Below are 23,607 nucleotides of genomic sequence, written 5' to 3' on the forward strand. Positions count from 1 at the left end.
GGGCTCTCTGGGGTGTGGGGTGTTTGTCGAATGCGATAGCGCCGGCGATATCGAATCTGACCGGTCAGGAGTTGGCGATGAGCGAACTGGTCCACGACTAAAACCGTGTCGCAGTTGCTGATCGGCCACGTCCGCTACCGCGACTGCTACGGCGGAACCCGCGAACCGGGACAGTTGCTTCAGTGGGGGCCAGCGACGACTAGACCTTGCCAGCGACGAACTTCGCGGCCTGGTTCGTCAACCCGGGGACGTAGCCGAGGTGCGCGCTCCACTGCGTGCCGTTCGAGCAGATCGGGTCGCCCGTGTTGCACAGGTCGATGGTCTTCCCGTCGAAGTTCGGGGTCAGGGCGCTCATCAGCCCGCCCGCGCGGGTGGACGGATTGCCGAAGAGGGCGACGGCGGCCACGTGGTCGGCGGCGTCGGCGGGCAGGGGCTGGCGGAAGCCGAGGCCGGGAAGCGGTGACGCGGTGACGATGTCGACGACGGCCGCGCCCTGCGAGTAGCCGCCCAGCACCTCCTTGGTGTTCGGGCAGTTGCGGGCCATCTGCTGCACGTGGTTGCTCGCGTCGTTCGCCCCGTCGGTGGCGGCCAGGAAATCCTTGCTCGCCGGGTAGTTGACCGCATACGAACCCACGCTCTTGCGGGTGTTCTGGCGCAGCGAGCTGACGAACGCCTGACCGACCTTTCCGACGCCGGGCGGCTCGTCGGTTCCGCGCGCGAACACCACCTCGACGTCGGGGCACGACGCCGAGGCCAGCGGCATCAACTTGGGGACGACGAACAGCGCCACCGCCACGAGCAGCGCGGCGGCCAGCCCCAGCCGGATCAGCCTCACACCACGAGGCTATGGGCCCTTGATACGCGAATGATCAAGCGGCGGTAACGATTTAGACCAGCGGAGCCTGCGGCGCGGGCGTGCTGGGCACGTTGGGTGCGGGCACCGTGGGGCCGCTGCCGGGCGTCTGCGGTGCATAACCCGGGTTTTGGGGGCCATTACCCGGCGTCTGCGGACCGGTGCCGGGCATCTGCGGGGCGTACGCCGGCGTTTGCGGTCCGTATCCGGGCACCTGCTGGCCGGAGCCGGCCAGCAGCTTGGACGCGACGAACTTGGCCGCCTCGGTGGTGTAGACGGGGACGTATCCCTCGGTGTGCCCGGTCCACTCGTTGCCCTGACCCGCGTGGCAGATCGGGTCTTGTGGGTTGCACAGGTCGATCGCGTTGGCGCCGAGCAGCGCGCTCTGCGTGGGCAGGGTGCCGCCGGCGCGGTCGGCGACGTCACCGAAGGTGGCGACGGCCGCGATGTTGCTGGCGTACTGCGGCGGGAGCGAGTTGCCCCAGTTGATGCCTCCAATGGGCACGCCGGCCACGATGTCCATCACCGATGCGCCCTGTGAGTAGCCGCCCAGCACGATCTTGGTGTTCGGGCACTTCTCGACGCTCTTCTTGACGCGGTCGATGGTGTCGTTGGCGCCGTCGCCGCCGTGCAGCTGCAGCTTGCTGGCGGCGTAGTTCACCCCGTACGGCAGGATGTTCAGGCCCGGGGCCTGCTGGCGCAGGGAGTCGACGAACGCGTCCCCGACCCGCCCGAGGCCGGGCGGCTCGTTGGTGCCGCGCGCGAAGATGACCTCGACGTTCGGGCAGTCGTCGGCCGAGGCCGTTGGTGCCGCGACGGGGGTGACGAGGGCGGCGGCGGCGAACGCGGCGCTCGTCAGGCCGACCCAACGACCGGCTGACCGCGCCATACCCTCTCGAGGGCCCCCCCGTGGGCCACGTGTCCGCTGAAGAGTCACCCCGAGATCTTAACCGCAGGTGGCGGGGACCGAAAATTCGCTGACCTGTGGATAAGCGGTGCCGGCCCAGCGGGCAGCGCCCTACCGTGGGCGAAAGATCAGCAGATCAGGGGGGTCCGTGCCGCGTCCGCCGTCCGTTTGGCTGCAGGTCTCGGGCTACCGGTTCCTGCTGCGTCGCCTGGAGGCGGCGTTGCTGACCGGAGACGCGAGCGCGCCCGTGCGGGGGCGCTCGGCGGCCCTGGCGTTCGGGTACCTGGTCGCCGCCCTCGCCGCGGCGGGCTGCGCGCTGCTGGCCGTGCTGCGCCCGCATCCGGCGTTCGCGCAGGAGCGGCTCGTGATGACGCGAGAATCCGGCGCGCTGTACGTGCGGGTGGGCGACACCTGGCACCCAGTGCCGAACATTGCCTCGGCGCGGTTGATCGCCGGGGCCGACCTGAACCCACGGCCGGTGCGCGGGTCGGACCTGGCCCGTACGAGGCGCGGACCGCTGCTCGGCATCCCCGGCGCACCGGAGTTCCTCGGTGCCCCGCTGTCCGGGGGCGAGTCTGTGTGGACGATCTGTGACGCAGACGGGGTGACGACGGTGGTCGCCGCCCCGGCCGTCGGTTCGCCGGCCGGGGTCCTGGCTCCCGACGCGGGCGTGCTGGTCGCGCCGGTGTCGGGCTCGCCCACCTATCTGCTCTACAACGGGCTGCGGGCCGTCGTGGACCTGGCCGACCACTCGGTGGTGCGGGCCCTGCGGCTCGAGGGCAGGGCGCCGAGGCCGGTGTCGCAGTCGTTGCTCGACGCCGTTCCCGAGGCGCCCGCGATCGCGGCGCCTCGCGTGCGAGACGCGGGGCGCCCGGTCGCCGGTTTGCCGGGGTTCGCGGCAGGGAGCGTGCTGCGCATCGCCCGGGCCGACGGCGACGAGTATTACGCCGTGCTGACCGGGGGCGTCCAGCGCATCGGCCAGGTGGCGGCCGACATCCTGCGCTTCAGCGACTCGCGGGGCACCGCCGGCGCGACCACGGTGGCGCCGGATGCGATTCGGGCCATTCCGACGGTCGACTGGTTGCCGGTCGGGACCTTCCCCGACCGCCCACCCATGCCGGCGCGGGCGGGCGGCGTCGTCTGTGCCGCGTGGGGCCCATCGGGTGTCACGTTGCTGGCGGGTGGCGAACCGCCGCTGCAGCCGGGCCAGGCCCCCGTCGCGCTGGCGCAGGCCGACGGGCGGGGCCCGGCGCTCGACGCCGTCTACCTGCCACCCGGCCGCAGCGCCTACGTCCGCGCGGGCGGGATCCGCTTCCTCATCATCGACACCGGGGTGCGGTTCGCGGTCCGCGACGACGAGGACGCGCGCGACCTGGGCCTGCCGGCGCCGCTGCCCGCGCCCTGGCCGGTGATCGCCGCCCTGCCGTCCGGGCCGGAACTGAGCAGGCAGGGCGCGTCAGTCGCGCGCGACGCCGGCGGGGTGCCGCCGTAATCGACGGGCGCCTGAGCAGGCCAGCAGCACCAGGAGGCAGACGCCCGCGCCCCGCAGGGCGACGCGCCGGGACCCGGGGCCCCGGGGGCCGGGCGGTGCCGGTGTGGTGATCGGCACGGGCGCCGGCGTGGACGTGGCGGCGGGTGGCGGCGACCCGGTGCTGACCGCGGCCACGGCGTCGACGGTGCCGTGACCGACCAGCGGATCGCGCCCGGTGGTCGCGCGGTGGGCCGTGGACTCGATGCGCCGTATCACCTGGCGGGCCGTCAGGGCGGGGAGGCGGGCACGGATCAGCGCCGCCAGTCCGCTCACCACGGGTGCGGCGTAACTGGTGCCGGACACCGGCGGCGAGCCGAGCGGCGTGACCCCCTCCCCGGGGGCGGCGACGTCCACCCAGGGGCCGGCCAGGGTGAAGGCCGACGGGGTGCCGTCCGCGCCGACGGATCCCACCGTCAGCACGTAGTCGTCGTACCAGGCCGGGCTGACCGCGACCGTGACCGTGTCCCAGGTGGCGCCCGGCCGCTGGGGCGGGCACGGCGCGGAGCCGCCGGCGTTGCCGGCCGTGTTGCCGGCCGGCGCCACCACGACCGCGTTCTTGACGTCGACGGCGTAGGCCAGCGCCGCTCCCAACGCGCGGTCGTCCAAGCCGGCCGCGGCGCACGCCACCGTCGAGATGTTGATCACCGAGGCGCCGAGGTCGGCCGCCGTCCGGACCGCCTTCGCCAGGGTGTCGACGTCGCCGACCCCGGTGTGGGACGGGTCGCTGGCCGGGGCGAATCTCGCGCTGGACTGGCGGATGCTCAGCACGGTCGCGTCGGGCGCGGTCGCGGCGATGACGCCGGCGACCAGCGTTCCGTGCGCGTCGCAATCCTGCGTGCCGTCGCCGGTCGACACGAAATCGCCGCCGGCCACCACATCGGGCAACCCGCGATGCCGGGCGACGCCCGTGTCGATCACCGCCACCCTTTGCCCGGCGCCGCGGGTGAGTTGCCAGGCGCGCGACAGGTCGGGGGAACCGGCGACCCCGTTGCCGGCCGGTGGCGCGTCGGCCGGCAACGGGGCGCACGCCTCGCGCTGCACTGTCGGCCATGGCGGCGCCGGCGCGGCGGGCCGGGGCAGCCATCGGTCGTCGATCGCGGGCGGCGAAACCGCCTGCGCCACCGGCGTTGTGCACTGCGACAGCGCCGCGACGGCCGTGACGATCACGAGCCGCACGGCGCGCGTCGCTGTCACGGCGGGCCGAATCCGCGCACGGCGGCGTAGATTCCGCAAATTTCGAAGGTCAACGGCACCGTCGCGACCAAGGCCGACCACTCCAGCACCTCGGCCGCTCGGCCGGCGAGCGGTGACGTCGTCGGGGCAACGAACCCCAGGCCCATCGCGGCGGCGGCCAGCACCGCGGTCGCGGCGGCGACTAACGGTCCACGATCGGTGGCATGTGCGGCAGACACCGCGAATGTCGTTGCGATGACGGCGGTTCCGCCCACGACGAACACGACGGCGCGCCTGATGTCCGCGCCGCGGGACCGGAGAAGCAGAAGCGCCCCGGTGAGGACACCGAAGGCGATGCAGCTCAGGCACGGGGCGCCGGCGAGAACGGTGGCGACGGCCGCGGCGGCGGCTGACGCGCCGAAGGCCGCGAGCAGGACGGTGAGCCAGCGGTCGGCGCGCCGCGCCGCGGCGTGCACGCCGGGCCCGACGCTCCCGGCGTCCAGGCGCGGCGACAGACCGGCCAGCATGATCGATACCCGGCCCGCCGCCCCGAGCAGGCCGAGGCACGCGAGCGTGGACACCGACGCGATCGTGCGCAACGGGGCGCCGGTGATCGCGCCCGCCAGCGTCGCGGCCGCGACGATGACCGACAGGCACGCGACGGCGCTGAGCGTGACGCCACCGCGGCCGCCCGCGAGCGTCGCCAGAACCGCGGTGGCGGCGGCCGCCGACGCGGCAAGCGCCGAGTGGGCGACATCGGGCGGTCCCGGCACGGCGAGAACTCCGGCGACCGCGGCGAACAGGACGGCAAGGATGTTCAGCGCGAGCGCGGCCGCCCGGTCTCGGCATGACCGCTGCGCGATCGCCGCGCCGAGCAGGGCAGCGGTCGCGGCCGCCGCCGCGATGGCCGCGGTAATCGCGTTGTGGCTCAGCGCGTTCAGCCCCAGCACCATGCCACCGACACCGGTCAGGCACGCCGCCGCGGTGGCGCGGGCGAGCCGCGACTGGGCGCTGCCCCACGGCCGGGCCACGCCCGCGAGCGTCGCGGACACCGCGCCGGCCGGGTCGTGGTGCCGTGGGACGGCTTGCGGGGCGGGCCCGGGGGCGAGCACCAGGATGTCGCCGTCCCGGATCTCGTTGTCGGACAATGTCGTCGCGGCGTCCATCGCCGGATCGCCCAGCCGGGACAGCTGATAGCGCCCCACCTGGTGGGCACCGAAGCCGCCGACGGCGCGCAGCATGTCTACGACGGACGGGATGATGACGGCGACCGGGACCGCCCCGGGCAGGACCGCGTCCACCACCGCGGAGTCCGCGTGCACGGACACCCGGCGCGCCGCCATGTCGGATACGCGCAATTCGACCCCCTTCGTTCACCCGGAACCTAACCGGCTTTCGGCGCCGCCATATCCGGCTGTCCACAGGTGAATTGCACCGTCATGCCGGCGTGCCTACCGTCACCGCACGGTTGGGAGGCGGACATGACTCAAGGACTCGTGCCGGGCGCATCGGCGGCCGAGATCGTCCTCGAGGCGCCGCCCTCGCCGGACTCGCCTCGCGCGCTGATCCGCCTGCTGCCGGTCGTCATGACGGTGGCGGCCATGGGCGTCATGGCCGCGGCCTGGTTCTCGGGGTCCGCGATGACGCGCAGCCCCACGTTCCTGGCCTTCCCGGCCGTGACGGTTGCCTCCATGGTGGGGGCATTGGTCGCGGGTCGCCGCGGGCGGCCGGGCGGTGTCGACGGCGACCGCGCCGAGTATCTCGACTACCTCGACCGATTACGACTGACGGTGACGGAAGCCACTGCGGCACAGAGCGACTCGTTGTATCACCGAGACCCGGACCCCGACACCCTGTGGGCGTTGACCGGCGGCCCGCGGATGTGGGAGCGGCGCGCGACCGAACCCGACTTCTGCCGGGCGCGCGTCGGCGTCGGCCCCCGCCCACTGTTCCCGAGACTGGTCGCCCCCGCGGACCTGCCGGCCGACCCGGTGACCGTCGCGGCCGTGCGCCGCTTCCTCGACGCCCACTCGACGATCGTCGGGCCGGTGACGATGGACCTGCGCGGGGCCGCCGTCGTCACGGTCGAGGGCGGGGCGGCCGAGGTCCGCGCGCTCCTGTGCGCCGTGATCTGCCAGCTTGCGGTGCTGCACCCGCCGGACCAGGTGTTGATCGCCGGCGCGATCGCCGGCCGCAACCGCGCCGAGTGGGACTGGCTGAAGTGGTTGCCGCACAACCAGCATCCGGTCGATTCCGACGCGGCCGGTCCGGCGCGCATGGTCTACCCGAGCCTGGCGGAGGCGCGGGCCGCCCTGACCGGTGTGGGGCCGGCGCACGTCGTGCTCCTCGCCGACCTCGATGACCGCACCGAAAGGGTATGCGGTGCAACGATTCTCGAAGTCCGGGCGAGCGGTGCGCCGTTGACGATCACCAGGGACGGCGAGCTCGTCGAGGTGCCCGATCCGGACTTGCTGGACGTCCCCTCCGCGCTGGCCTGTGCGCGGCGGCTCGCCGGCCACCGCGCTCGCGCCGCGGCCGGCGACCTGCGGTGGCCAACCCTGGTGGGGCTCGGCGATCTCTCCCTTTTCGACCCGCCCGCGCTGTGGGCCGCCGGCCGGCTGCGCGTCCCCATCGGCACCACCGCGGACGGCGCCACTGTCGAATTGGACATCAGGGAGCCCGCCGACGGCGGCATGGGCCCCCACGGGCTCTGCATAGGCGCGACCGGATCGGGAAAGTCCGAACTGCTGCGCGCCATCGCCCTGGGCATGATCACGCGCCACTCGCCGGAGGCGCTCAATCTGCTGCTCGTCGACTTCAAAGGGGGCGCAACATTTCTCGACTTCGCCCGCGCCCCGCACGTGGCCGCCGTCATCACCAACCTGGCCGACGAGGCGCCGCTGGTCGCCCGGATGCGCGACGCGCTGGCCGGTGAGATCGAGCGCCGCCAGGAGCTGCTGCGGCGGGCCCGGCACGGCAGCGCGGCGGCCTACCAGCGGGCGCGCCGCGCGGGAAACGGCTTGGCGGCGTTGCCAACCCTGCTGATCATCGTCGACGAGTTCTCCGAGATGCTGAGCCGGCACCCGGACTTCGCCGACACGTTCGTCGCGATCGGCCGGCTGGGCCGGTCGCTGGGCATGCACCTCCTGCTGGCCAGTCAGCGGCTCGACGAGGGCAGGCTGCGCGGGCTCGAGGCGCACCTGTCCTACCGGATGTGCCTGAAGACCCTGTCCGCCGCGGACTCCCGGACCGTGCTCGGCACGCTCGACGCCTACGAGCTGCCGAACGCGCCCGGCGCCGGCTTCCTGCGGCTGGGCGGGCGCGAGCTGATCCGCTTCCAGGCGGCCTTCGTCTCCGGCCCGATGCCGGCCGATCCGCCGCCCTCGGATTGCGCGGATCCCGCGGATCCCGTTGCCCGACCGTTCAGCACGCTGCCGTGCGGCACCGTGACCCGCGCCCGTGAGGCGGACCGGCGGTCCGATCGCAGCCTGGCGGACGCGGTCCTCGACCGGCTGTCCGGACACGGGCCGCCCGCGCACCGGGTGTGGCTGCCGCCGCTGGGGCCGTCCCCGGCGTTGCGCGAGTTGCTCGATGGCGCCACGCTCGGTGGCCTGACCGTTCCGATCGGGGTCGTCGACCGCCCGCGTCAGCAGCGTCGCACGCCGCTGCTGGTCGAATTATCCGGTGCGGCAGGCAATGTCGCGGTGGTCGGCGCACCCCGGTCGGGCAAGTCGACGGTGCTGCTGACCCTGATCACGGCGCTGGCCGCGACGCACGACGCGGGCCGGGTGCAGTTCTACTGCCTGGACTTCGGTGGTGGGGTGCTCAGGTCGCTGTGCGAGGTGCCCCATGTCGGTGCGGTCGCGGGGAGGGCCGAGCCGCGCCTCGTGGCGCGGACGATTGCCGAGATCGAGTCGCTCCTGCGCGACCGCGAGGCGCTGTTCTCCGATCGTGGCATCGGCTCGATCGACTCCTACCGCCGCGAGTTCGGGCAGACGCGGGCCGGGGACCCCTTCGGCGACGTCTTCCTGGTGATCGACGGCTGGGCCGGCCTGCGCCACGACTTTCCGGTGCATGAGGCGTCGATCGGTGCCATTGCGGCACAGGGGCTTTCGTTCGGCATCCACGTGGTGCTGTCGGCGTCCCGGTGGGCCGAGGTCAGGCCGTCGCTCAAGGATCAGATCGGCACCCGCATCGAGCTGCGGCTGGGGGATCCCGCCGACTCCGACATCGACCGCAAGCGGGCGCAGGAGGTTCCCCCGGACCGGCCCGGACGCGGCCTGTCCCGCGACGGACACCACATGGTCATCGCCTGGCCGGCCGAAGGCCTACCGTTCGGCGCCCGGGCTGCCCCGCCGATACCTTTGCTTCCCGCGCACGTCGACCACGACGACGTGGTCAACCTTGCGGGCGCACACGCGGACACCCGGATCCTGCTCGGGCTCGAGGAACGCCGACTGCGCCCGGTGGCAATAGATTTCGAGCGGACTCCGCACCTGCTGATCCTCGGCGACAACGAATGCGGAAAGAGCGCCACGCTGCGGGCGCTGTGCCGCGAGGTCGTCCGCACGAAGACCGCCGCGCAGGCTCGGTTGATCATCGTCGACTTCCGCCGCTCCCTGCTGGGCACCGTCGAGACGGAACATCTCGGCGGCTACGCCGCGTCCCCGCCCGCGCTGGAGGCGCTGCTCCCCGCGGTGCTGGACACCCTGCGGCGACGCCTGCCCCCGCCCGACGCCGACCAGGCGCAACTGCGCGCCAGGTCGTGGTGGTCCGGGCCGGACCTCTATCTCCTCGTCGACGACCACGACCTGGTCGCCGCCGGGAGCAATCCACTCGCCGCCCTCACCGAGTTCCTTCCCCACGCACGGGATGTGGGATTGCACGTGGTCGTGGCGAGTCGCGCCGGCGAGTCCGAGCGCGCGCTGTACGAGCCACTGCTCGCCGCCCTGCGCGACCTCGGCTGCGCGGCGCTGACGATGAGCTGCCGGTCCGACGGCCATGTGCCCTTCGGAGCCGCTCGCCCCGCACGGCTCCCGCCGGGCCGGGGTGTGCTCCGCACCCGCCCCGGCGACGAGCAGGTGGTCCAGGTCGGCTGGAGTCCGCCGTGACCGCGCACCGCGCGGTGCTAGAGGCCGGGCCCGGAACGATCCGTCGGTTGTGTTGCGGGACAACCGGATCGGCGAACGAAGAGGCGGTCGGTGCGGCCCTCGACGGCATCGACGACCGCGTGGCCTTGGTGGGCGGTCGCCCGGTGGGCGTCGGGTCGCTGTGGCGCGCCGCGCTCCGGTCGGCGAGCTGCGCGCCCAGCACCGGGGTGGTCGTGGTGCACCCGTCGTGGTGGCCGCCATCGCGGGTCGTCACCGTCACGGCCGCCGCGGCCACCCTGGCCGACGACGTGGCGGCGCGACCACGATCCGAGCTGCTGAAGCGGGCGTCGAACGGCGAGCCCGGGGTGACCGTGGTGGTCGAGATCGCGGAACGGTTGGTGGTGGTGGCCGGTCCCGAGGTGATCGCCATTCCGCGGCGCGGAGCCCCCGACCTGGTTGCGGAGGAGGTCGGCCGCGCCGTCGGGGCCATGCCGGGAACGAGCGTGGTGATCGACGCGGCCTGCGGGGTCGCCGGGGCGCCGGAGCTCGCGGCGTCGATCGCCCGGGCGGCGCGCGGCGCGGGCCGGACCGTCGCCGTCGTCGACGACGCCCGATGGGCGGCGCTGGCGCGCTCCGCGTTCCCCGAGCCACCGGAGCCCGCGGCGCCCGCACGGTCACGCGTCCCGAGGCACGCCGCGCTCGCGGCCTGCGCCATGTTCCTGACGGCCGGTCCCCTGGGCGTATACGCCGTGATCCCGTCGGCCCCGCGCGACGTGGCGGCCGTCGACGCGGTCGAGACGGCGCCGACGACGGTTCTCGTCGAAGGGCGGGTCGCGCTGTCCGTGCCGCGGGACTGGCCCACGCAACGGGTGGTGGCCGGGCCCGGTTCGGCGCGGGTCCAGGTCACGTCGCCGTCCGACGCGGAGGCCGCGTTGCACCTCACGCAATCCCCGGTCGGCGAGGAGACTCTGAGCGAAACCGCCGAGCGGTTGAAGCGCGCGATCGACGCGGAGGCCGCCGGCGTCTTCGTCGACTTCAACCCGACGGAGACAACCGCTGGCCGGCCCGCGGTGACCTACCGGGAGCTGCGCGCCCACCATCACGTGCGGTGGAGCGTGTTCGTCGACGGACCCGTCCGGATCAGCGTCGGCTGCCAGAGCCGGCCGGGAAACGAGGATGCCATCCGCGAGGCGTGCGAGCGGGCGGTGCGGTCGGCGCGGGCGATCGGGTGAGGAGAAATTCGATGGAACCGAATGGCCGCCGCCGCGGTCGGAACAGGTATGACCAATGCGCTGAGCGCCGACTTCGACCTGATGCGGTCGGTCGCGGACGCTACCGACGCCCGCAACGACGAAATCCGTGCGCTGCTGCGGGCGTTCATCGCCCGCGTGGGCAGCGTGCCGCCCTCCGTGTGGGGCGGCCCGGCGGCGGGACGCTTCAAGGAGGTGGTGGACCGCTGGAACGCCGAGTCGCTGCGGCTCTACCACGGGCTGCACGCCATCGCCGAGACGATCAGGCAGAACGAGGCCACGCTGCGCGAGGCCGCCCACAACCACGCCCAGCACATCTCCGCCGCCGCCGGAAACCTGTGAGGGAAGGGATCGCCGCCGTGGACCCCGTGCTGTCGTACGACTTCGCCGAAATCGAGTACTCGGTGCGCCAGGAGATCCACACCACCTCGGCGCGGTTCAACGCCGCGCTCGACGACCTGAGGTCGCGGATCGCCCCGCTGCAGCAGCTGTGGACTCGCGAGGCCGCCGCCGCGTACCAGGTCGAGCAGGCCACCTGGCACCAGGCGGCGACCGCGCTCAACGACATCCTCATCAGCCTCGGACACGCCGTGCGCGACGGCGCGGACGAGGTGGCAGACGCCGACCGGCGAGCGGCCGGCGTCTGGGGCCGATAGCGCCCGCACCCATGGTCGTCTGTGTGGTCCCGGTGGAGGAGAGCCGCTGGGACCACACAGTCGTTTTGACCAGCGGGGACGCCGGTCGGTAAGCTGCTCCGTTGGCGTGCGGTACGCCGGGCCTCGGGTCAACGTCGGTCGCCGAGACAGCCCTACCGCTTCCGCCCTGACCGGCACCCGGCCCGAACCGGGATCCACCCACGAGAAGAAGGTAAGCGCTGTGCCCACCTATGCTCCCAAGGCTGGTGACACCACGAGGTCGTGGTACGTCATCGACGCCACGGACGTGGTGCTTGGCCGCCTTGCCGTCGCGGCGGCCACCCTGCTGCGCGGCAAGCACAAGCCGACGTTCGCACCCAATGTCGATGGCGGGGACTTCGTCATCGTCATCAACGCCGACAAGGTCGCCCTATCCGGCGACAAACTGCGCGACAAGATGGCTTACCGCCACTCGGGGTATCCCGGCGGCCTGCGCAAGCGCTCGATCGGCGACCTCATGCAGAAGCACCCCGACCGCGTCGTGGAGAAGGCGATCGTCGGCATGCTGCCCAAGAACAAGCTGAGCCGCCAGATCCAGAAGAAGCTGCGCGTCTACGCCGGCCCGCAGCACCCCCACGCGGCGCAGCAGCCCGTCCCGTTCGAGATCAAGCAGGTGGCGCAGTGACCGACACAACCGAGGCGACCGAGATCACCGAGGTCACCGAAACGACCGAGGCCGAGCAGGCGCCGGCCGAGGCCCCCGCCGCCAGCGAGCCCTACGTCTTCGAACGGCCCATCCAGACCGTCGGCCGCCGCAAGGAGGCCGTGGTGCGGGTGCGCCTGGTGCCCGGCAGCGGCAAGTTCCACCTCAACGGACGCACCCTCGAGGGCTACTTCCCGAACAAGGTGCACCAGCAGCTCATCAAGGCCCCGCTGGTGACCGTCGACCGGGTGGAGAGCTTCGACATCTACGCCCACCTCCACGGCGGTGGCCCGTCGGGTCAGGCGGGTGCGCTGCGGCTGGGCATCGCCCGGGCGCTGATTCTCGCCTTCCCGGAGGACCGGCCCGCGCTGAAGAAGGCGGGCTTCCTCACCCGTGACCCGCGTGCCACCGAGCGCAAGAAGTACGGCCTGAAGAAGGCGCGCAAGGCGCCGCAGTACAGCAAGCGCTGATCAGCCCGCTCACGCCGAGACCGCCGCATCGTTATGCGCGGTCTTCGGCGTGTCTGCGCGCAAACGCGCCCGGTTTGCCTCAGAAAGGAACGGGCACGTTAGGTAGACGGCCGCCAACTGTGAGAGGTTTGTCCGCATGGGTCGACTATTCGGCACCGACGGCGTCCGCGGCGTCGCCAACCGCGAGTTGACCGCCGAGCTGGCGCTGGCCCTCGGCGCCGCCGCGGCCCGTCTCCTGACCAGTTCGGGCGGCCCCGGCCGTCGGGTGGCGGTGATCGGCCGGGATCCCCGGGCGAGCGGCGAGATGCTGGAGGCCGCGGTGATCGCGGGCCTGACCAGCGAGGGCGTCGACGCGCTGCGGGTCGGGGTGCTGCCCACCCCCGCGGTGGCCTACCTGACCGGCGCCTACGACGCCGATTTCGGCGTGATGATCTCGGCGTCGCACAACCCGATGCCCGACAACGGCATCAAGATCTTCGGTCCCGGCGGCCACAAGCTGGACGACGACACCGAGGACCGCATCGAGGAACTCGTCGCCGCCGGACCGGGACTGCGGCCGGTCGGGGCGGGGATCGGCCGGGTCATCGACGCCGAGGACGCGGCCGACCGCTACCTGCGCCACGTCGGCAAGGTCAGCACGCTGCGGCTCGACGGCCTGACCGTCGTCGTCGACTGCGCCCACGGGGCCGCGTCGTCGGTGGCGCCGCGCGCGTACCGCGCGGCGGGAGCGCGCGTCATCGCGATCAACGCCGACCCCAACGGGCTCAACATCAACGACCAGTGCGGTTCGACGCACCTGGAGGCGCTGCGCGCCGCCGTCATCGCCCACCGCGCCGACCTGGGCCTCGCGCACGACGGCGACGCCGACCGGTGCCTGGCCATCGACGCCGACGGGAACGTGGTCGACGGCGACGCGATCATGGTCGTGCTCGCGCTGGCCATGCGCGAGGCCGGCGAGTTGGTGGCGAACACCCTGGTGACCACGGTGATGAGCAACCTCGGCCTGCACCTGGCCATGCGCTCCGCCGGCATCTCGGTCCGCACGACCGGTGTCGGCGACCGCTACGTGCTCGAGGAGTTGCGGGCGGGCGATTTCAGCCTCGGCGGGGAGCAGTCCGGCCACATCGTGATGCCCACGCTGGGCTCGACCGGCGACGGCATCGTCACCGGGTTGCGGCTGATGACGCGCATGGTCCAGACGGGCTCGTCGCTTGCCGCCCTCGCCTCGGTGATGCAGTCGCTGCCGCAGGTGCTCATCAACGTCGCGGTCGCCGACAAGGCGACCGCCGCCGCGGCGCCCGCTGTGCAGACGGCGGTCCAACGGGCCGAGGCCGAACTCGGCGACACCGGCCGGATCCTGCTGCGCCCCTCGGGCACCGAGCCGATGATCCGCGTCATGGTGGAAGCGCCCGAAGAGGATCTCGCCCACCGGGTCGCCGCCCGGGTCGCCGACGCGGTCAGCGGCGCGGGCTGATCCTTCACCCTTTTCGGGGAACCCCGGCGGGGTGCCGGGCGTCGGATCAGGCATGAGATTCGACAGGGGAGTACGACCCACCGCAGTCGCCCGCACGCAGGTCGACCCGTCGGCCACGCGCGCCGTCGCCGACCAATTCACCACCGCCGCCGAGCTCATCGACGGCGCCGTCGACGAGCACCTGGCCAGGCTGACCTTCGGCGGGGCCGTCGCCGGCCGTGCGCACACCGCCCGCGGCGACGCGCTGCGCGCCGAGCTGGGGCGGCTGACGACGGCCCTCTCGGAGTGGGCACGGGCGTGTTCGGACATCGCGGCGGCCCTGCGGGCCAGCGCCGACCGCTATGTGGACGCGGAGCTGTACGCCGCGGCGCGGATCGCCTGATGGCCGAGCGTTTGGACGTCGCCGAGCGCCTCGCCGAGGGCGAGGCCTCGGTCGACCACACCCAGGCCTACGTCCGGGCCTGCCACGCGCTCGGTTACGGCCACCCCGACCTGACGGCGCACCCCTCGCAGGTCCTCGACTGGTACGACAGCGAGGACGGCCTCGACCTGCGCACGCTCGACCGCGACTGCGCCGAGCTGCGGGCGGCCGGTTCGGCGGTCACCGAAGCGCTGCGAATCCAGCGGGCCCAGGTCGCCGAGCTGGCGATGGCGTGGACGGGCGCCGGCGGCGACGCCGCGGTCCGCTTCCTGGGACGGCACTGCGACGACGGCGCCGCCGTCGCCGCCGAGCTCCGCGCGGCGGCTCAGCGGTGCGAAGCGCTGCGCGACAACCTCTGGTACCTCGTGGACTCCAAGGTCGCCACCGCGATATCCGTCGACGAGCGCACGCGGGTGCAACGCCCGCGGTGGCTGGCCGCCGCGGCCACGGTCACCGCGGGCGTGGGGGACTGGGCGGCGGCCGAGGAGGTGATTCGCCGGGAGGTCGCCCCCTACGTCGACGAGGACATCCGCCACGACTGGCTGACGACGATGCGATCGACGGCCGCGGGGGTGGCGACCTCGTACGACATGGTCATCGACCGGATGGCCGCCGAACCCGCGCCGACCTTCGAATCGCCCGGTGACCTGAGGCCGTTCGCCGGGCCGCCGCCCCCGTCCGGCCCGGCACCGGTTCCGCCACCGGCCGCGGAGTGGGCACCGGCCGCGGCGACCCCGCCGGGGCCGCCCGCCGACCCCGCGCCTGTCGTGCCCGCTCCCGGCACAGCGGTCGCGCCCGCGCCCGGTCCGCAGGGGTGGGCCGACGCGCTCGGCGACGCGTCGGGCATCCCCGGTGGCGGCCTCGCCGGCGCGGGAGGCGGCTCGGGCGTCGGCGCGGACGGTGTCGGGGGCCTTGCCGGGTTGGCCGCCCGGATCGTCGACGCGATCGGTGGTGCGTTGTCGTCGGCGGTGTCGGCGGCCGACGGGGTGGGCGGCGCGGACCCCCTCGACGAAGACTCCTCTGACGAGGTTGACGACCCCTTCGAGCCCGAGGAGGTCCCCAAACCCGGGGCTCGCAACCAACCGGAAATGGACGACGCGCTCAAGGAGGCCGATCCGGTCGATCACGCCGTGACGGCCGACGCCCCGCCGCCGGTGGACGCGGCGAGCCCGCCGGCCGGAACGCTCGGGCCGCCGGACGCGGCGCCGGAACCGCCCGCCGGACCCGCCGCGCCGGCCGCACCCGCCGCTCCCGGGTCTGCGGCGCCCGCGGCGCCGGCGCCGCCCGTCCCCGAGGGGGCGACGCCGTGCCAGATCGCCGCCGACCAGCTTCCGCAAGCCGGGTGATGACCGCGTCAGGTGGGGCGCAGCCGCAACACGTCCTCGACGTAGCGCACGCCCTCGGCCGGGTCGGCGGTCACCGGGCTCACCAGCAGCGTCGTCACCCCCGACTCGGCGAAGGCGGCCAGGCGCTCCGCGACGTGGCCGCGCGGGCCGACGAGCGAGATCCCGCGCACCAGCTCGTCGGGCACGGCCTCGATCGCCTCCTGCTTGCGGCCGGACAGGTACAGCTCCTGGATCCGGTCCGCGACCTCACCGAACCCGTACCGGGTCGCCAGGTTGTGATAGAAGTTGCGGCCCTTGGCGCCCATGCCGCCGATGTACAGGGCCAGCTGCGGCTTGACCCAGGCCAGCCGCTCGTCGACGTCGTCGCCGATGGCCAGGGACGCGTGAACGACGACGTCCAGCGGGCCGAGCGCCGGATCCCGTTTCGCGGCGCCCGCGGCCAGCGCATCGCCCCACACAGAGGAGGCCATCTCCGGGTGGTAGAACACCGGTTGCCAGCCCTCGGCGATCTCGGCGGTCAGCTCGACGTTCTTGGGACCCAGCGCCGCGATCGTGATCGGAATGCGTTCGCGGACCGGGTGATTGATGAGCTGCAGCGCCTTGCCCAGGCCCGTTCCGCGGTCCGCGGGCAACGGGATCTGATAGTGCTTGCCCGCGTATTGCACCCGCTCGCGCCGCCACACCATCCGGCAGATCTCCACGACCTCACGGGTGCGGCCCAGCGGGGCGTCGAACGGCACGCCGTGGAAGCCCTCGATCACCTGGGGGCCAGACGTGCCGATCCCGAGCCGGAAGCGCCCGTCGGACACGAAGTCCAGGCCCGCGGCGGTCATCGCGAGCAGCGAAGGTGTTCGGATGTAGAGGGGGAACACGCCCGAGGCCAGCTCGACGGTGTTGGTCTTCGCGGCCAGATAGCCGAGCTGGCTGACGGCGTCGAACGAATAGGCCTCCGCCACGACCGCGACCTCGATGCCCGACTTCTCCAATTCGACGACGCGGTCGACGCCTTCGTGAAATCCGCCCGAATAGTCGAGGGCGATCCCGATTCGCATCAAAGACACTTATCACGCCGTGGGTATCGCGGGCCCTGCGACCGCGTCACTTCAGCAGGGCGACGATCTTCTCTTCGAGTGCGACCGGCTGCGCCTCGGGATCGAGCGCCTCCGTCCTGGGCAGCTGCACTTCGGGGTCGGCAAAGTCGCGATAGGTCTTGTCGCCTGCGAGCGTGAACAACAGGTAGCCGGTCAGCAGCGCCCGCACCGACCGCTGGGTCTTGCGATGCGGGCCGCCCAGTCCCAGCACGGACGTCAAACGCCGTCCTTCGACGAGCCCGGCGGGCTCGGCCTTGCTGACGACGCGCAGCGTCGCGGAATCCCAAGCCCGGGACAGCGCGAGGGCGTCCGCGTTCAGCGCCTTGGCGTCGCCCGGTGCGGTGAGGATGAGGCCCGGGACCTTGAGCGTGGCGGCCGGCTGCGGGGCCGGTGGACTGGTCACCGTCGGGAACAGCGCCGCCGCCGCGGCGAGCCTGGTGGGCATGCCCGCCGCGGCGAAGACGGCGGCCGAGCCGCCGAAACCGTGGCCGACCACGCCCAGTTTGGCGGGGTGGACGCTGATCTTGCCCGGCCCCAGGCGCACCCCCGAGACGATGTCCAAGGCGGTGCCCAGGTCGGAGGCGAAGTTCAGCACCGACGGCGCGAGGCCGCGCTGCGTGTCGGGGGCACCGGCCACGATGCCCCACGAGGCCAGGTGCTCCAGCAGGCGCGAATAGCGCGCGGCACCGGTGAGCCAGTCGTGACCGAAAGCGACGGCGGGGAGATTGAGCCCGGCCTCCGGGGTGTACACCACCCCCGGCAAACCGGCAAAGGCCAGGTCACCGCGCAGGACTCGGTGCGGGCCGCGGCGAGTCAGGGTTGCGACGAGCTTGCGGGTGCGGGCCACGCGTAAACGTTAGCGGACGTCAGCGCATGGCCCCGGCGTCAGGCCGTGACCTCGATCAGGCCGACCCGCCACAGCACGGCGTAGAGCTGGCGCAGCGGAATGCTCAGGAGTCGGGCCGCCCCGTCCACCAACGGGTCGCCGCCGCCGACGGGCTGACGGCTGCGCCGCTCAGCCGGCCTGGGCGCCGGGTGCTGGGCCGGAGCGGGCGCCGTTATGGTCACCACTTCTTCGTACAAGACTGCGGTCATGATTTCCCCTCGTGAAACGGCCCTGATGAATTTCGGAGCCATTCGGGCGCGTCGTGCGCAATTACTTCGAAATGAGAACTATTAACTTTGCGTAACCCGAATATTTACTTGGAAGTTGCGGGCGGCTGCCGTATCGGTACTGGTGTCTGGTGGCTGACGAGCGGTTGCGTGTCCTGCGGCGAACGCCTGTCCACTGAAATTGCTGATGCGCAGCGTCATTGGCGAGTCGCGACCGCGGCAGAACGTATGCTTGCGTGATCAGGCGGATGTCAACACCGTGTCCTTTCCGCTGGCAACGGAGTTGCCAGCCTGAGCCGACAATTCGAAGTTTAAGCGGACGCTCTGCTCGAACACCGACGTGAACGAAAACGCCACAAAGACATCAGGTGAATATGCGATCGCCCTTATGAAGGCGGTATGAATCGCGGAGAAATCAGGACGGATACGGCCCGGGAGAGGGTGGATGCGTCCAGTGCGTCCACCGCATGCCGTCCCAGTAACGCTGCCCCGGTCCGGCCGGGTCGCCGTACCACCCCGGCGGCGGGGGCCCGGCCGGCGGCGTGGCCTGCGGGCCGACGGCCTGTGGAATCCGGGCCTGCGGGGCGGCCGGGTACGCGCCGGGCGGTTGCGCCGCCAGCCTGCGCACGCCCCGGATCGCGCTGAAGTTGGAGATCAGCGCCACCCAGTTCATCACCAGGGCCGACACCAGGCTCCACCAGCCCGCGAGCAGGCAGTGGGTTTGCGCGCGGCGGTACTCCGCCTCGCATTGCTCCAGGGTCCCGGTGAACGTGTAGCGCTGGTGGTGCCAGAGGATCACCGCGCCGGTGTGCTTGCACAGCGTGACCGAAAAGCGGCGATAGGGATCGGTCACAGGAGCCTTTCTCGGGGGGCCGTTCTCGCAGGTGGGCAGGCCAACCCTACCGGCGCGCCCGTTCGGCGGGGCTTCCGCGCGGAACCGCTGCACTACCCTGGTCAGAATGTGCGGAATCGTCGGCTATGTCGGGCAGCAGCCTGCCTGCCAGGTCGTCTTGGACGCGCTGCGCCGGATGGAGTACCGCGGCTACGACTCGTCGGGGGTGGCGCTGGCCGACGGCCACGGGGGGCTGACGGTGTGCCGGCGCGCGGGCCGGCTGTCGAACCTGGAGGAGGCGGTGGCGGCCATGCCGCCGGCGTCGAAGCGGGGGACCGCCGGCGTCGGGCATACCCGCTGGGCCACCCACGGGCGCCCCACCGATCGCAACGCACACCCCCACCGCGACGCCACGGGCAAGATCGCGGTCGTCCACAACGGCATCATCGAGAACTACGCGCCGCTGCGCCACGAGCTCGAGGCCCAGGGTGTCGAGTTCGCCAGCGACACCGACACCGAGGTCGCGGTGCACCTGGTGGCGCGCGAATACCACCGCGGCGAGAACGCCGGTGACTTCCCCGCGTCGGTGCTGGCCGTGCTGCGCCGGCTCGAGGGCCACTTCACGCTGGTGTTCGCCAACGCCGACGAGCCCGGCATGATCGTCGCCGCCCGTCGCTCGACGCCGCTGGTGGTCGGCGTGGGCGAGGGGGAGATGTTCGTCGGCTCGGACGTGGCGGCGTTCATCCCGCACACCCGCAACGCCGTCGAGCTCGGGCAGGACCAGGCCGTGGTGATCACCGCCGACGGCTACCGGATCACCGACTTCGACGGCAACGCCGACGTCAGCTACCGCGAGTTCCACATCGACTGGGACCTGGCCGCCGCGGAAAAGGGCGGCTACGAGTACTTCATGCTCAAGGAGATCGCCGAGCAGCCCGCCGCGGTCGCCGACACCCTGCTGGGGCATTTCGCCAATGGCCGCATCACCCTCGACGAGCAACGCCTCTCCGACCAGGAGCTGCGCGAGGTCGACAAGGTGTTCGTGGTGGCCTGTGGCACGGCGTATCACTCGGGGCTGCTGGCCAAGTACGCGATCGAGCACTGGACGCGGCTGCCGGTGGAGGTGGAGCTGGCCAGCGAGTTCCGGTACCGCGACCCCGTGCTGGACCGCAGCACGCTGGTGGTGGCCATCTCGCAGTCCGGCGAGACGGCCGACACCCTGGAGGCGGTCCGCCACGCCAAGGAGCAGAAGGCCAAGGTGCTGGCCATCTGCAACACCAACGGCTCGCAGATCCCGCGCGAGTGCGACGCGGTGCTCTACACCCGCGCCGGGCCCGAGATCGGCGTGGCCTCGACCAAGACGTTCCTGGCGCAGATCACCGCCAACTACCTCGTCGGCCTCGCGCTGGCCCAGGCCCGCGGCACGAAGTACCCCGACGAGGTGCAGCGCGAATACCGCGAGCTGGAGGCGATGCCGGACCTGGTGGCCCGGGTGATCGCGGGCATCGAGCCGGTGGCCGACCTGGCACGCCGGTTCGCGCAGTCCTCGACGGTGCTGTTCCTGGGCCGCCACGTGGGCTATCCCGTCGCCCTGGAGGGCGCGCTGAAGCTCAAGGAACTGGCCTACATGCACGCCGAGGGCTTCGCCGCCGGTGAGCTCAAGCACGGCCCGATCGCGTTGATCGAGGACGACCTTCCGGTCATCGTGGTGATGCCCTCGCCCAAGGGGTCGGCCGTGTTGCACGGCAAGCTGCTGTCCAACATTCGCGAGATCCAGGCCCGCGGGGCGATCACCATCGTCATCGCCGAGGAGGGCGACGACACCGTGCGGCCCTACGCGGACCACCTGATCGAAATCCCCTCGGTGTCAACACTTTTGCAGCCGCTGCTGTCGACCATCCCGCTTCAGGTGTTCGCGGCGGCGGTGGCTCAGGCCCGCGGCTACGACGTCGACAAGCCGCGCAACCTGGCGAAGTCGGTCACCGTGGAATAGGCCGGCGCGCCCGTCGCGTGGCGCCCAACGACCCCGAGCGCCCGGCGGTTGACACGCCTGCCGGCTAACCCCTCCCGCACGCGCCAAAGCGTGCGAAGGTTGACTCGTGGCTGATGCACCGGTGCGGGCACGACTGCGCGGCATGGGGCTCGCCGTATGGCACTTCGTCAGCGGTGCGCCGCTGACCTACAGCTGGCTGGCCGTGCTGGCGATCACGACGGTCATTCAGAACGTGCTCTCCGGGCGGCAACTGCACTCGATGCTGCTGCACCATTCGACCAACATCCACGGGCTGGCGCGCGACCCGCTCGACGTGCTGTTCTCCAGCCTGCTGTGGATCGACGGCCGCAACCTGGAGCCGTACCTGCTGCTGTTCACGCTGTTCCTCGCGCCGGCCGAACACTGGCTGGGCCACTTGCGTTGGCTCACGGTGGGTTTGACCGCCCACATCCTGTCCACCTACATCAGCGAGGGCATGCTGTACTTCGCGATCGAGCGACGCGACGCCGCCGAGCGGCTGATCAACGCCCGCGACATCGGCGTCAGCTACTTCCTGGTCGGCATCATCGCCGTGCTGGCCTACCACATCGCCCGGCCGTGGAGGTGGGGCTACCTCGCGATCCTGTTCATCATCTACACCTTTCCCCTGCTCACGATGGACCGCGTCGAGCTGAACTTCACCGCGATCGGGCACTTCACCTCGATCCTGATCGGCCTCGCCTTCTACCCGATGGCCCGCGCCCGGGGCGGCCGGCAGTTGAACCCGGCCCGGATCGGGCCCGCCTTCCGCGACCGCCGCTCCTCCGAGAAAACCGGCTGACGCGCGTGCGGCGGGTGCGCACGCTCTACGGCGCGTCCCTGTCCCCGGACGCGACCGCGTTCGCCCACCTCGTCGACGACGGCGGTTATCCCCGCGCGGTGCAGCGCTTTCTGCGCGGCCGGCGGGCGAGCGAGTCGCGCGATGTGGTGCTTCCCGTCGAGGGCTCCGTCTCGAGGGTGCTGCACTCGGCCGACGGCCGGTGGCTGGCCTGCGAGGTGGCGCCCGGCGGAGGGACGCGACACCAGATCTGGGTGGTCACCACCGATCCCGACGACCGGACGGCCTGGCGCATCGACGGACAGGACTCCGGGACCGCCGAACTGATCGCGTGGGACGGCACGTGGGTGGCGGCGATCCTGACGTGCGAGGACGGCATCGGCCGGTCGTGCCTGATCGACCCGGCCGACGGCCGCTGCACCGTGGTGGACCGCCGCTCCGGCGGCCGGCTCGTCGACGCGTGGGCGGGAGCGTCGCTCATCCGTGTCGGCCCCCGCGGTTACCACGAGATGGTGATGCTGCACGGCGCCACCGAGATCGCCCTGCTGCCATCGGATCCCGGCTCGGTCACCGACGCCGGGGTCATCCTCGACGACCACCATCCGCGCCGCCTCCGGTACGGACCGACCGGCGAACTGACCAAGCTGTACTACCCGGCCGCCAACTACCTGGTCGACGGGCGCACCCCGCTCGACGGCCCGGGCCGCGGCTACGTCCGCGCGCTGATCCGCAGCGACAACGGCTGCGAGCATGCCCGGCTGCTGGAGGTGACGGTCACGCCGGACGGCGTCACCTACTTCGTCGTCGCCGAACGCCCCGACTGCGACCTCGATGCGTTCGTCGTCAGCGACGACCAGTCCACCGTGGCGCTGCTGTGGAACACCCAGGGGCGCAGCGAGTTACAGATCCTCGAGCACACCGACTACACGCTCACCGAGCCGATTCCGCTGCCCGGCGTGGTCGCGGGCGAACTGTCCATCAGCGCCGGCGGCTCGATGATCGCGATGACGGTCGAGGGGCCGTCGATGCCGCGGACCGTCGAGCTCGTCGACCCGCGATCGCGCCGCTGGGAACTCATCGACCGCGAACCGGCCAGCGGGCCGGTGGTCCCGGGATTCTCGGTCCCGGCGGCGCCGGAGACGATCACCGCGCGCGACGGGCTGGGCCTGAACGCCTGGCTGTACCGGGCCGCCACCCCGGCGGGCGCGCTCGTGTATCTGCACGGCGGGCCCGAAGGCCAGGCCCGGCCGCGGTACAACGAGATCCTCGCGGAACTGGTCAACGACGGCATCACCGTCCTGACGCCGAACGTCCGGGGCTCCGGCGGGCTGGGGCGAACCTTCGTGCACGCCGACGACAAGGCGCTGCGGTTCGCCGCCATCGACGACGTGGCCGACTGCGTGCGCTTCCTGATCGACAACGGCCTCGCCGACCCCGCCCGGATCGCCTGCGCCGGCTGGTCCTACGGCGGCTATCTGACCATGGCGGCCTTGGCATTTCACCCCGACCTGTTCGTGGCCGGCATCACCATCTGCGGCATGAGCGACCTGACCACCTTCTTCCGCAACACCGAGCCGTGGATCGCCGAGGCGGCGTACGCCGAATACGGCCACCCGGTCAACGACCGCGAGGTGCTCGAGCGGCTATCCCCCCTGCGCCGGGCCGACGCGCTCACGGCGCCGCTGCTCGTGGTGCACGGGGCGCACGACACCAACGTGCCCGTCAGCGAGTCGGAGCAGATCGTCGACGCCCTGAGCGGCGCCGGGCGTGCGGTGCGCTACCTGCTGTTCGACGACGACGGGCACGCGATCGTCAAGCGGGAGAACCGGGCGGTGCTCGCCGCCGAGATGAACCGGTGGCTGACCGAGGCGTTCGCGCGGCCCGCCGGCGGGATGGAATGCTAGCGGG

General features: G+C 72.4%; 21 protein-coding genes. 13 read left to right on the forward strand and 8 right to left on the reverse strand.

Annotated features, from left to right (window positions below):
• Window positions 1-199: 199 nt before the first annotated feature.
• The gene (locus GPY60_RS08980) at window positions 200-763 is read right to left on the reverse strand and encodes a cutinase family protein (protein WP_156687363.1); all 564 of its coding nucleotides are present in this window, start codon (window positions 761-763) and stop codon (window positions 200-202) included.
• A gap of 124 nt (window positions 764-887) precedes the next feature.
• Window positions 888-1,742, reverse strand: coding sequence for a cutinase family protein (locus GPY60_RS08985; RefSeq protein WP_156687306.1), 855 nt, complete (start codon window positions 1,740-1,742; stop codon window positions 888-890).
• A gap of 166 nt (window positions 1,743-1,908) precedes the next feature.
• Between GPY60_RS08985 and eccB the strand changes: the two genes are divergently transcribed.
• Window positions 1,909-3,252 (forward strand): type VII secretion protein EccB, encoded by a 1,344-nt coding sequence (eccB, locus tag GPY60_RS08990; RefSeq protein WP_156687307.1) that lies wholly within the window; start codon window positions 1,909-1,911, stop codon window positions 3,250-3,252.
• Here eccB and mycP read toward each other — a convergent pair.
• Together mycP and eccD are read right to left on the reverse strand one after the other, a co-directional pair.
• The gene (mycP, locus tag GPY60_RS08995; protein ID WP_156687308.1) at window positions 3,217-4,485 is read right to left on the reverse strand and encodes a type VII secretion-associated serine protease mycosin; all 1,269 of its coding nucleotides are present in this window, start codon (window positions 4,483-4,485) and stop codon (window positions 3,217-3,219) included. The two genes, eccB and mycP, sit on opposite strands and share 36 nt — an antisense overlap.
• A complete protein-coding gene (gene eccD / locus GPY60_RS09000) occupies window positions 4,482-5,822 on the reverse strand; it encodes a type VII secretion integral membrane protein EccD (RefSeq protein WP_370462674.1) in 1,341 nt (446 codons plus the stop codon). The genes mycP and eccD overlap by 4 nt, the downstream gene beginning before the upstream one ends.
• A 123-nt stretch (window positions 5,823-5,945) precedes the next feature.
• Here eccD and eccCa point away from each other — a divergent pair, with 123 nt between their 5' ends.
• From eccCa to GPY60_RS09045, 9 genes are all read left to right on the forward strand, one after another.
• Entirely contained in the window at window positions 5,946-9,575 is a 3,630-nt protein-coding gene (eccCa, locus tag GPY60_RS09005) for a type VII secretion protein EccCa (protein WP_156687309.1), read from the forward strand.
• Window positions 9,572-10,786, forward strand: a complete 1,215-nt coding sequence (locus GPY60_RS09010) for a type VII secretion-associated protein (protein WP_156687310.1) — start codon at window positions 9,572-9,574, stop codon at window positions 10,784-10,786. The genes eccCa and GPY60_RS09010 overlap by 4 nt, the downstream gene beginning before the upstream one ends.
• A gap of 48 nt (window positions 10,787-10,834) precedes the next feature.
• Window positions 10,835-11,146: a WXG100 family type VII secretion target gene (locus tag GPY60_RS09015; RefSeq protein ID WP_156687311.1), complete on the forward strand. Its 312-nt coding sequence runs from the start codon at window positions 10,835-10,837 to the stop codon at window positions 11,144-11,146.
• A 17-nt stretch (window positions 11,147-11,163) separates the two neighbouring features.
• Window positions 11,164-11,460, forward strand: coding sequence for a WXG100 family type VII secretion target (locus GPY60_RS09020; protein ID WP_156687312.1), 297 nt, complete (start codon window positions 11,164-11,166; stop codon window positions 11,458-11,460).
• 220 nt (window positions 11,461-11,680) lie between these two features.
• Window positions 11,681-12,124: a 50S ribosomal protein L13 gene (rplM, locus tag GPY60_RS09025; protein ID WP_156687313.1), complete on the forward strand. Its 444-nt coding sequence runs from the start codon at window positions 11,681-11,683 to the stop codon at window positions 12,122-12,124.
• The gene (rpsI, locus tag GPY60_RS09030) at window positions 12,121-12,612 is read left to right on the forward strand and encodes a 30S ribosomal protein S9 (protein WP_370462675.1); all 492 of its coding nucleotides are present in this window, start codon (window positions 12,121-12,123) and stop codon (window positions 12,610-12,612) included. The genes rplM and rpsI overlap by 4 nt, the downstream gene beginning before the upstream one ends.
• Window positions 12,613-12,748: 136 nt before the next feature.
• Window positions 12,749-14,086, forward strand: coding sequence for a phosphoglucosamine mutase (gene glmM, locus GPY60_RS09035; protein WP_156687314.1), 1,338 nt, complete (start codon window positions 12,749-12,751; stop codon window positions 14,084-14,086).
• A 52-nt stretch (window positions 14,087-14,138) separates the two neighbouring features.
• Entirely contained in the window at window positions 14,139-14,468 is a 330-nt protein-coding gene (locus GPY60_RS09040) for a type VII secretion target (RefSeq protein ID WP_156687315.1), read from the forward strand.
• Entirely contained in the window at window positions 14,468-15,853 is a 1,386-nt protein-coding gene (locus GPY60_RS09045) for a hypothetical protein (RefSeq protein ID WP_156687316.1), read from the forward strand. Before GPY60_RS09040 ends, GPY60_RS09045 begins: the two co-directional genes overlap by 1 nt.
• An 8-nt stretch (window positions 15,854-15,861) precedes the next feature.
• Here GPY60_RS09045 and GPY60_RS09050 read toward each other — a convergent pair whose 3' ends face one another.
• The 4 genes from GPY60_RS09050 to GPY60_RS09065 form a co-directional block, all read right to left on the reverse strand.
• Window positions 15,862-16,905 (reverse strand): LLM class F420-dependent oxidoreductase, encoded by a 1,044-nt coding sequence (locus GPY60_RS09050; RefSeq protein ID WP_156687317.1) that lies wholly within the window; start codon window positions 16,903-16,905, stop codon window positions 15,862-15,864.
• Between the two features lie 46 nt (window positions 16,906-16,951).
• Complete coding sequence (locus GPY60_RS09055) at window positions 16,952-17,791, reverse strand: dienelactone hydrolase family protein (RefSeq protein WP_156687318.1); 840 nt, start codon at window positions 17,789-17,791, stop codon at window positions 16,952-16,954.
• A gap of 38 nt (window positions 17,792-17,829) precedes the next feature.
• Window positions 17,830-18,039 carry an Rv1535 family protein gene (locus tag GPY60_RS09060; RefSeq protein ID WP_156687319.1) on the reverse strand — a complete coding sequence of 70 codons (210 nt, stop codon included), beginning with the start codon at window positions 18,037-18,039 and terminating at the stop codon, window positions 17,830-17,832.
• A 433-nt stretch (window positions 18,040-18,472) separates the two neighbouring features.
• Window positions 18,473-18,910, reverse strand: a complete 438-nt coding sequence (locus GPY60_RS09065; RefSeq protein WP_156687320.1) for a DUF2510 domain-containing protein — start codon at window positions 18,908-18,910, stop codon at window positions 18,473-18,475.
• 106 nt (window positions 18,911-19,016) lie between these two features.
• Here GPY60_RS09065 and glmS point away from each other — a divergent pair, with 106 nt between their 5' ends.
• The 3 genes from glmS to GPY60_RS09080 all read left to right on the forward strand — a co-directional run bounded on the left by glmS (window position 19,017) and on the right by GPY60_RS09080 (window position 23,603).
• Window positions 19,017-20,882 carry a glutamine--fructose-6-phosphate transaminase (isomerizing) gene (gene glmS / locus GPY60_RS09070; protein ID WP_156687321.1) on the forward strand — a complete coding sequence of 622 codons (1,866 nt, stop codon included), beginning with the start codon at window positions 19,017-19,019 and terminating at the stop codon, window positions 20,880-20,882.
• 106 nt (window positions 20,883-20,988) lie between these two features.
• Complete coding sequence (locus GPY60_RS09075) at window positions 20,989-21,702, forward strand: rhomboid-like protein (RefSeq protein ID WP_156687322.1); 714 nt, start codon at window positions 20,989-20,991, stop codon at window positions 21,700-21,702.
• A 5-nt stretch (window positions 21,703-21,707) separates the two neighbouring features.
• Window positions 21,708-23,603 (forward strand): alpha/beta hydrolase family protein, encoded by a 1,896-nt coding sequence (locus GPY60_RS09080; protein ID WP_231639497.1) that lies wholly within the window; start codon window positions 21,708-21,710, stop codon window positions 23,601-23,603.
• Window positions 23,604-23,607: the final 4 nt, after the last annotated feature.

This window comes from Mycobacterium sp. Marseille-P9652 (assembly GCF_902652685.1).
Lineage (GTDB): Bacteria > Actinomycetota > Actinomycetes > Mycobacteriales > Mycobacteriaceae > Mycobacterium.

Excerpts from the sequence above, each read along its gene's own strand:
- GPY60_RS08980 (WP_156687363.1), bottom strand. The coding sequence starts at position 763 with ATGCCGCTGGCCTCGGCGTCGTGCCCCGACGTCGAGGTGGTGTTCGCG.
- GPY60_RS08985 (WP_156687306.1), bottom strand. The coding sequence starts at position 1,742 with ATGGCGCGGTCAGCCGGTCGTTGGGTCGGCCTGACGAGCGCCGCGTTC.
- eccCa (WP_156687309.1), top strand. The coding sequence starts at position 5,946 with ATGACTCAAGGACTCGTGCCGGGCGCATCGGCGGCCGAGATCGTCCTC.
- GPY60_RS09015 (WP_156687311.1), top strand. The coding sequence starts at position 10,835 with ATGACCAATGCGCTGAGCGCCGACTTCGACCTGATGCGGTCGGTCGCG.
- glmM (WP_156687314.1), top strand. The coding sequence starts at position 12,749 with ATGGGTCGACTATTCGGCACCGACGGCGTCCGCGGCGTCGCCAACCGC.
- GPY60_RS09040 (WP_156687315.1), top strand. The coding sequence starts at position 14,139 with ATGAGATTCGACAGGGGAGTACGACCCACCGCAGTCGCCCGCACGCAG.
- GPY60_RS09045 (WP_156687316.1), top strand. The coding sequence starts at position 14,468 with ATGGCCGAGCGTTTGGACGTCGCCGAGCGCCTCGCCGAGGGCGAGGCC.
- GPY60_RS09050 (WP_156687317.1), bottom strand. The coding sequence starts at position 16,905 with ATGCGAATCGGGATCGCCCTCGACTATTCGGGCGGATTTCACGAAGGC.
- GPY60_RS09060 (WP_156687319.1), bottom strand. The coding sequence starts at position 18,039 with ATGACCGCAGTCTTGTACGAAGAAGTGGTGACCATAACGGCGCCCGCT.
- glmS (WP_156687321.1), top strand. The coding sequence starts at position 19,017 with ATGTGCGGAATCGTCGGCTATGTCGGGCAGCAGCCTGCCTGCCAGGTC.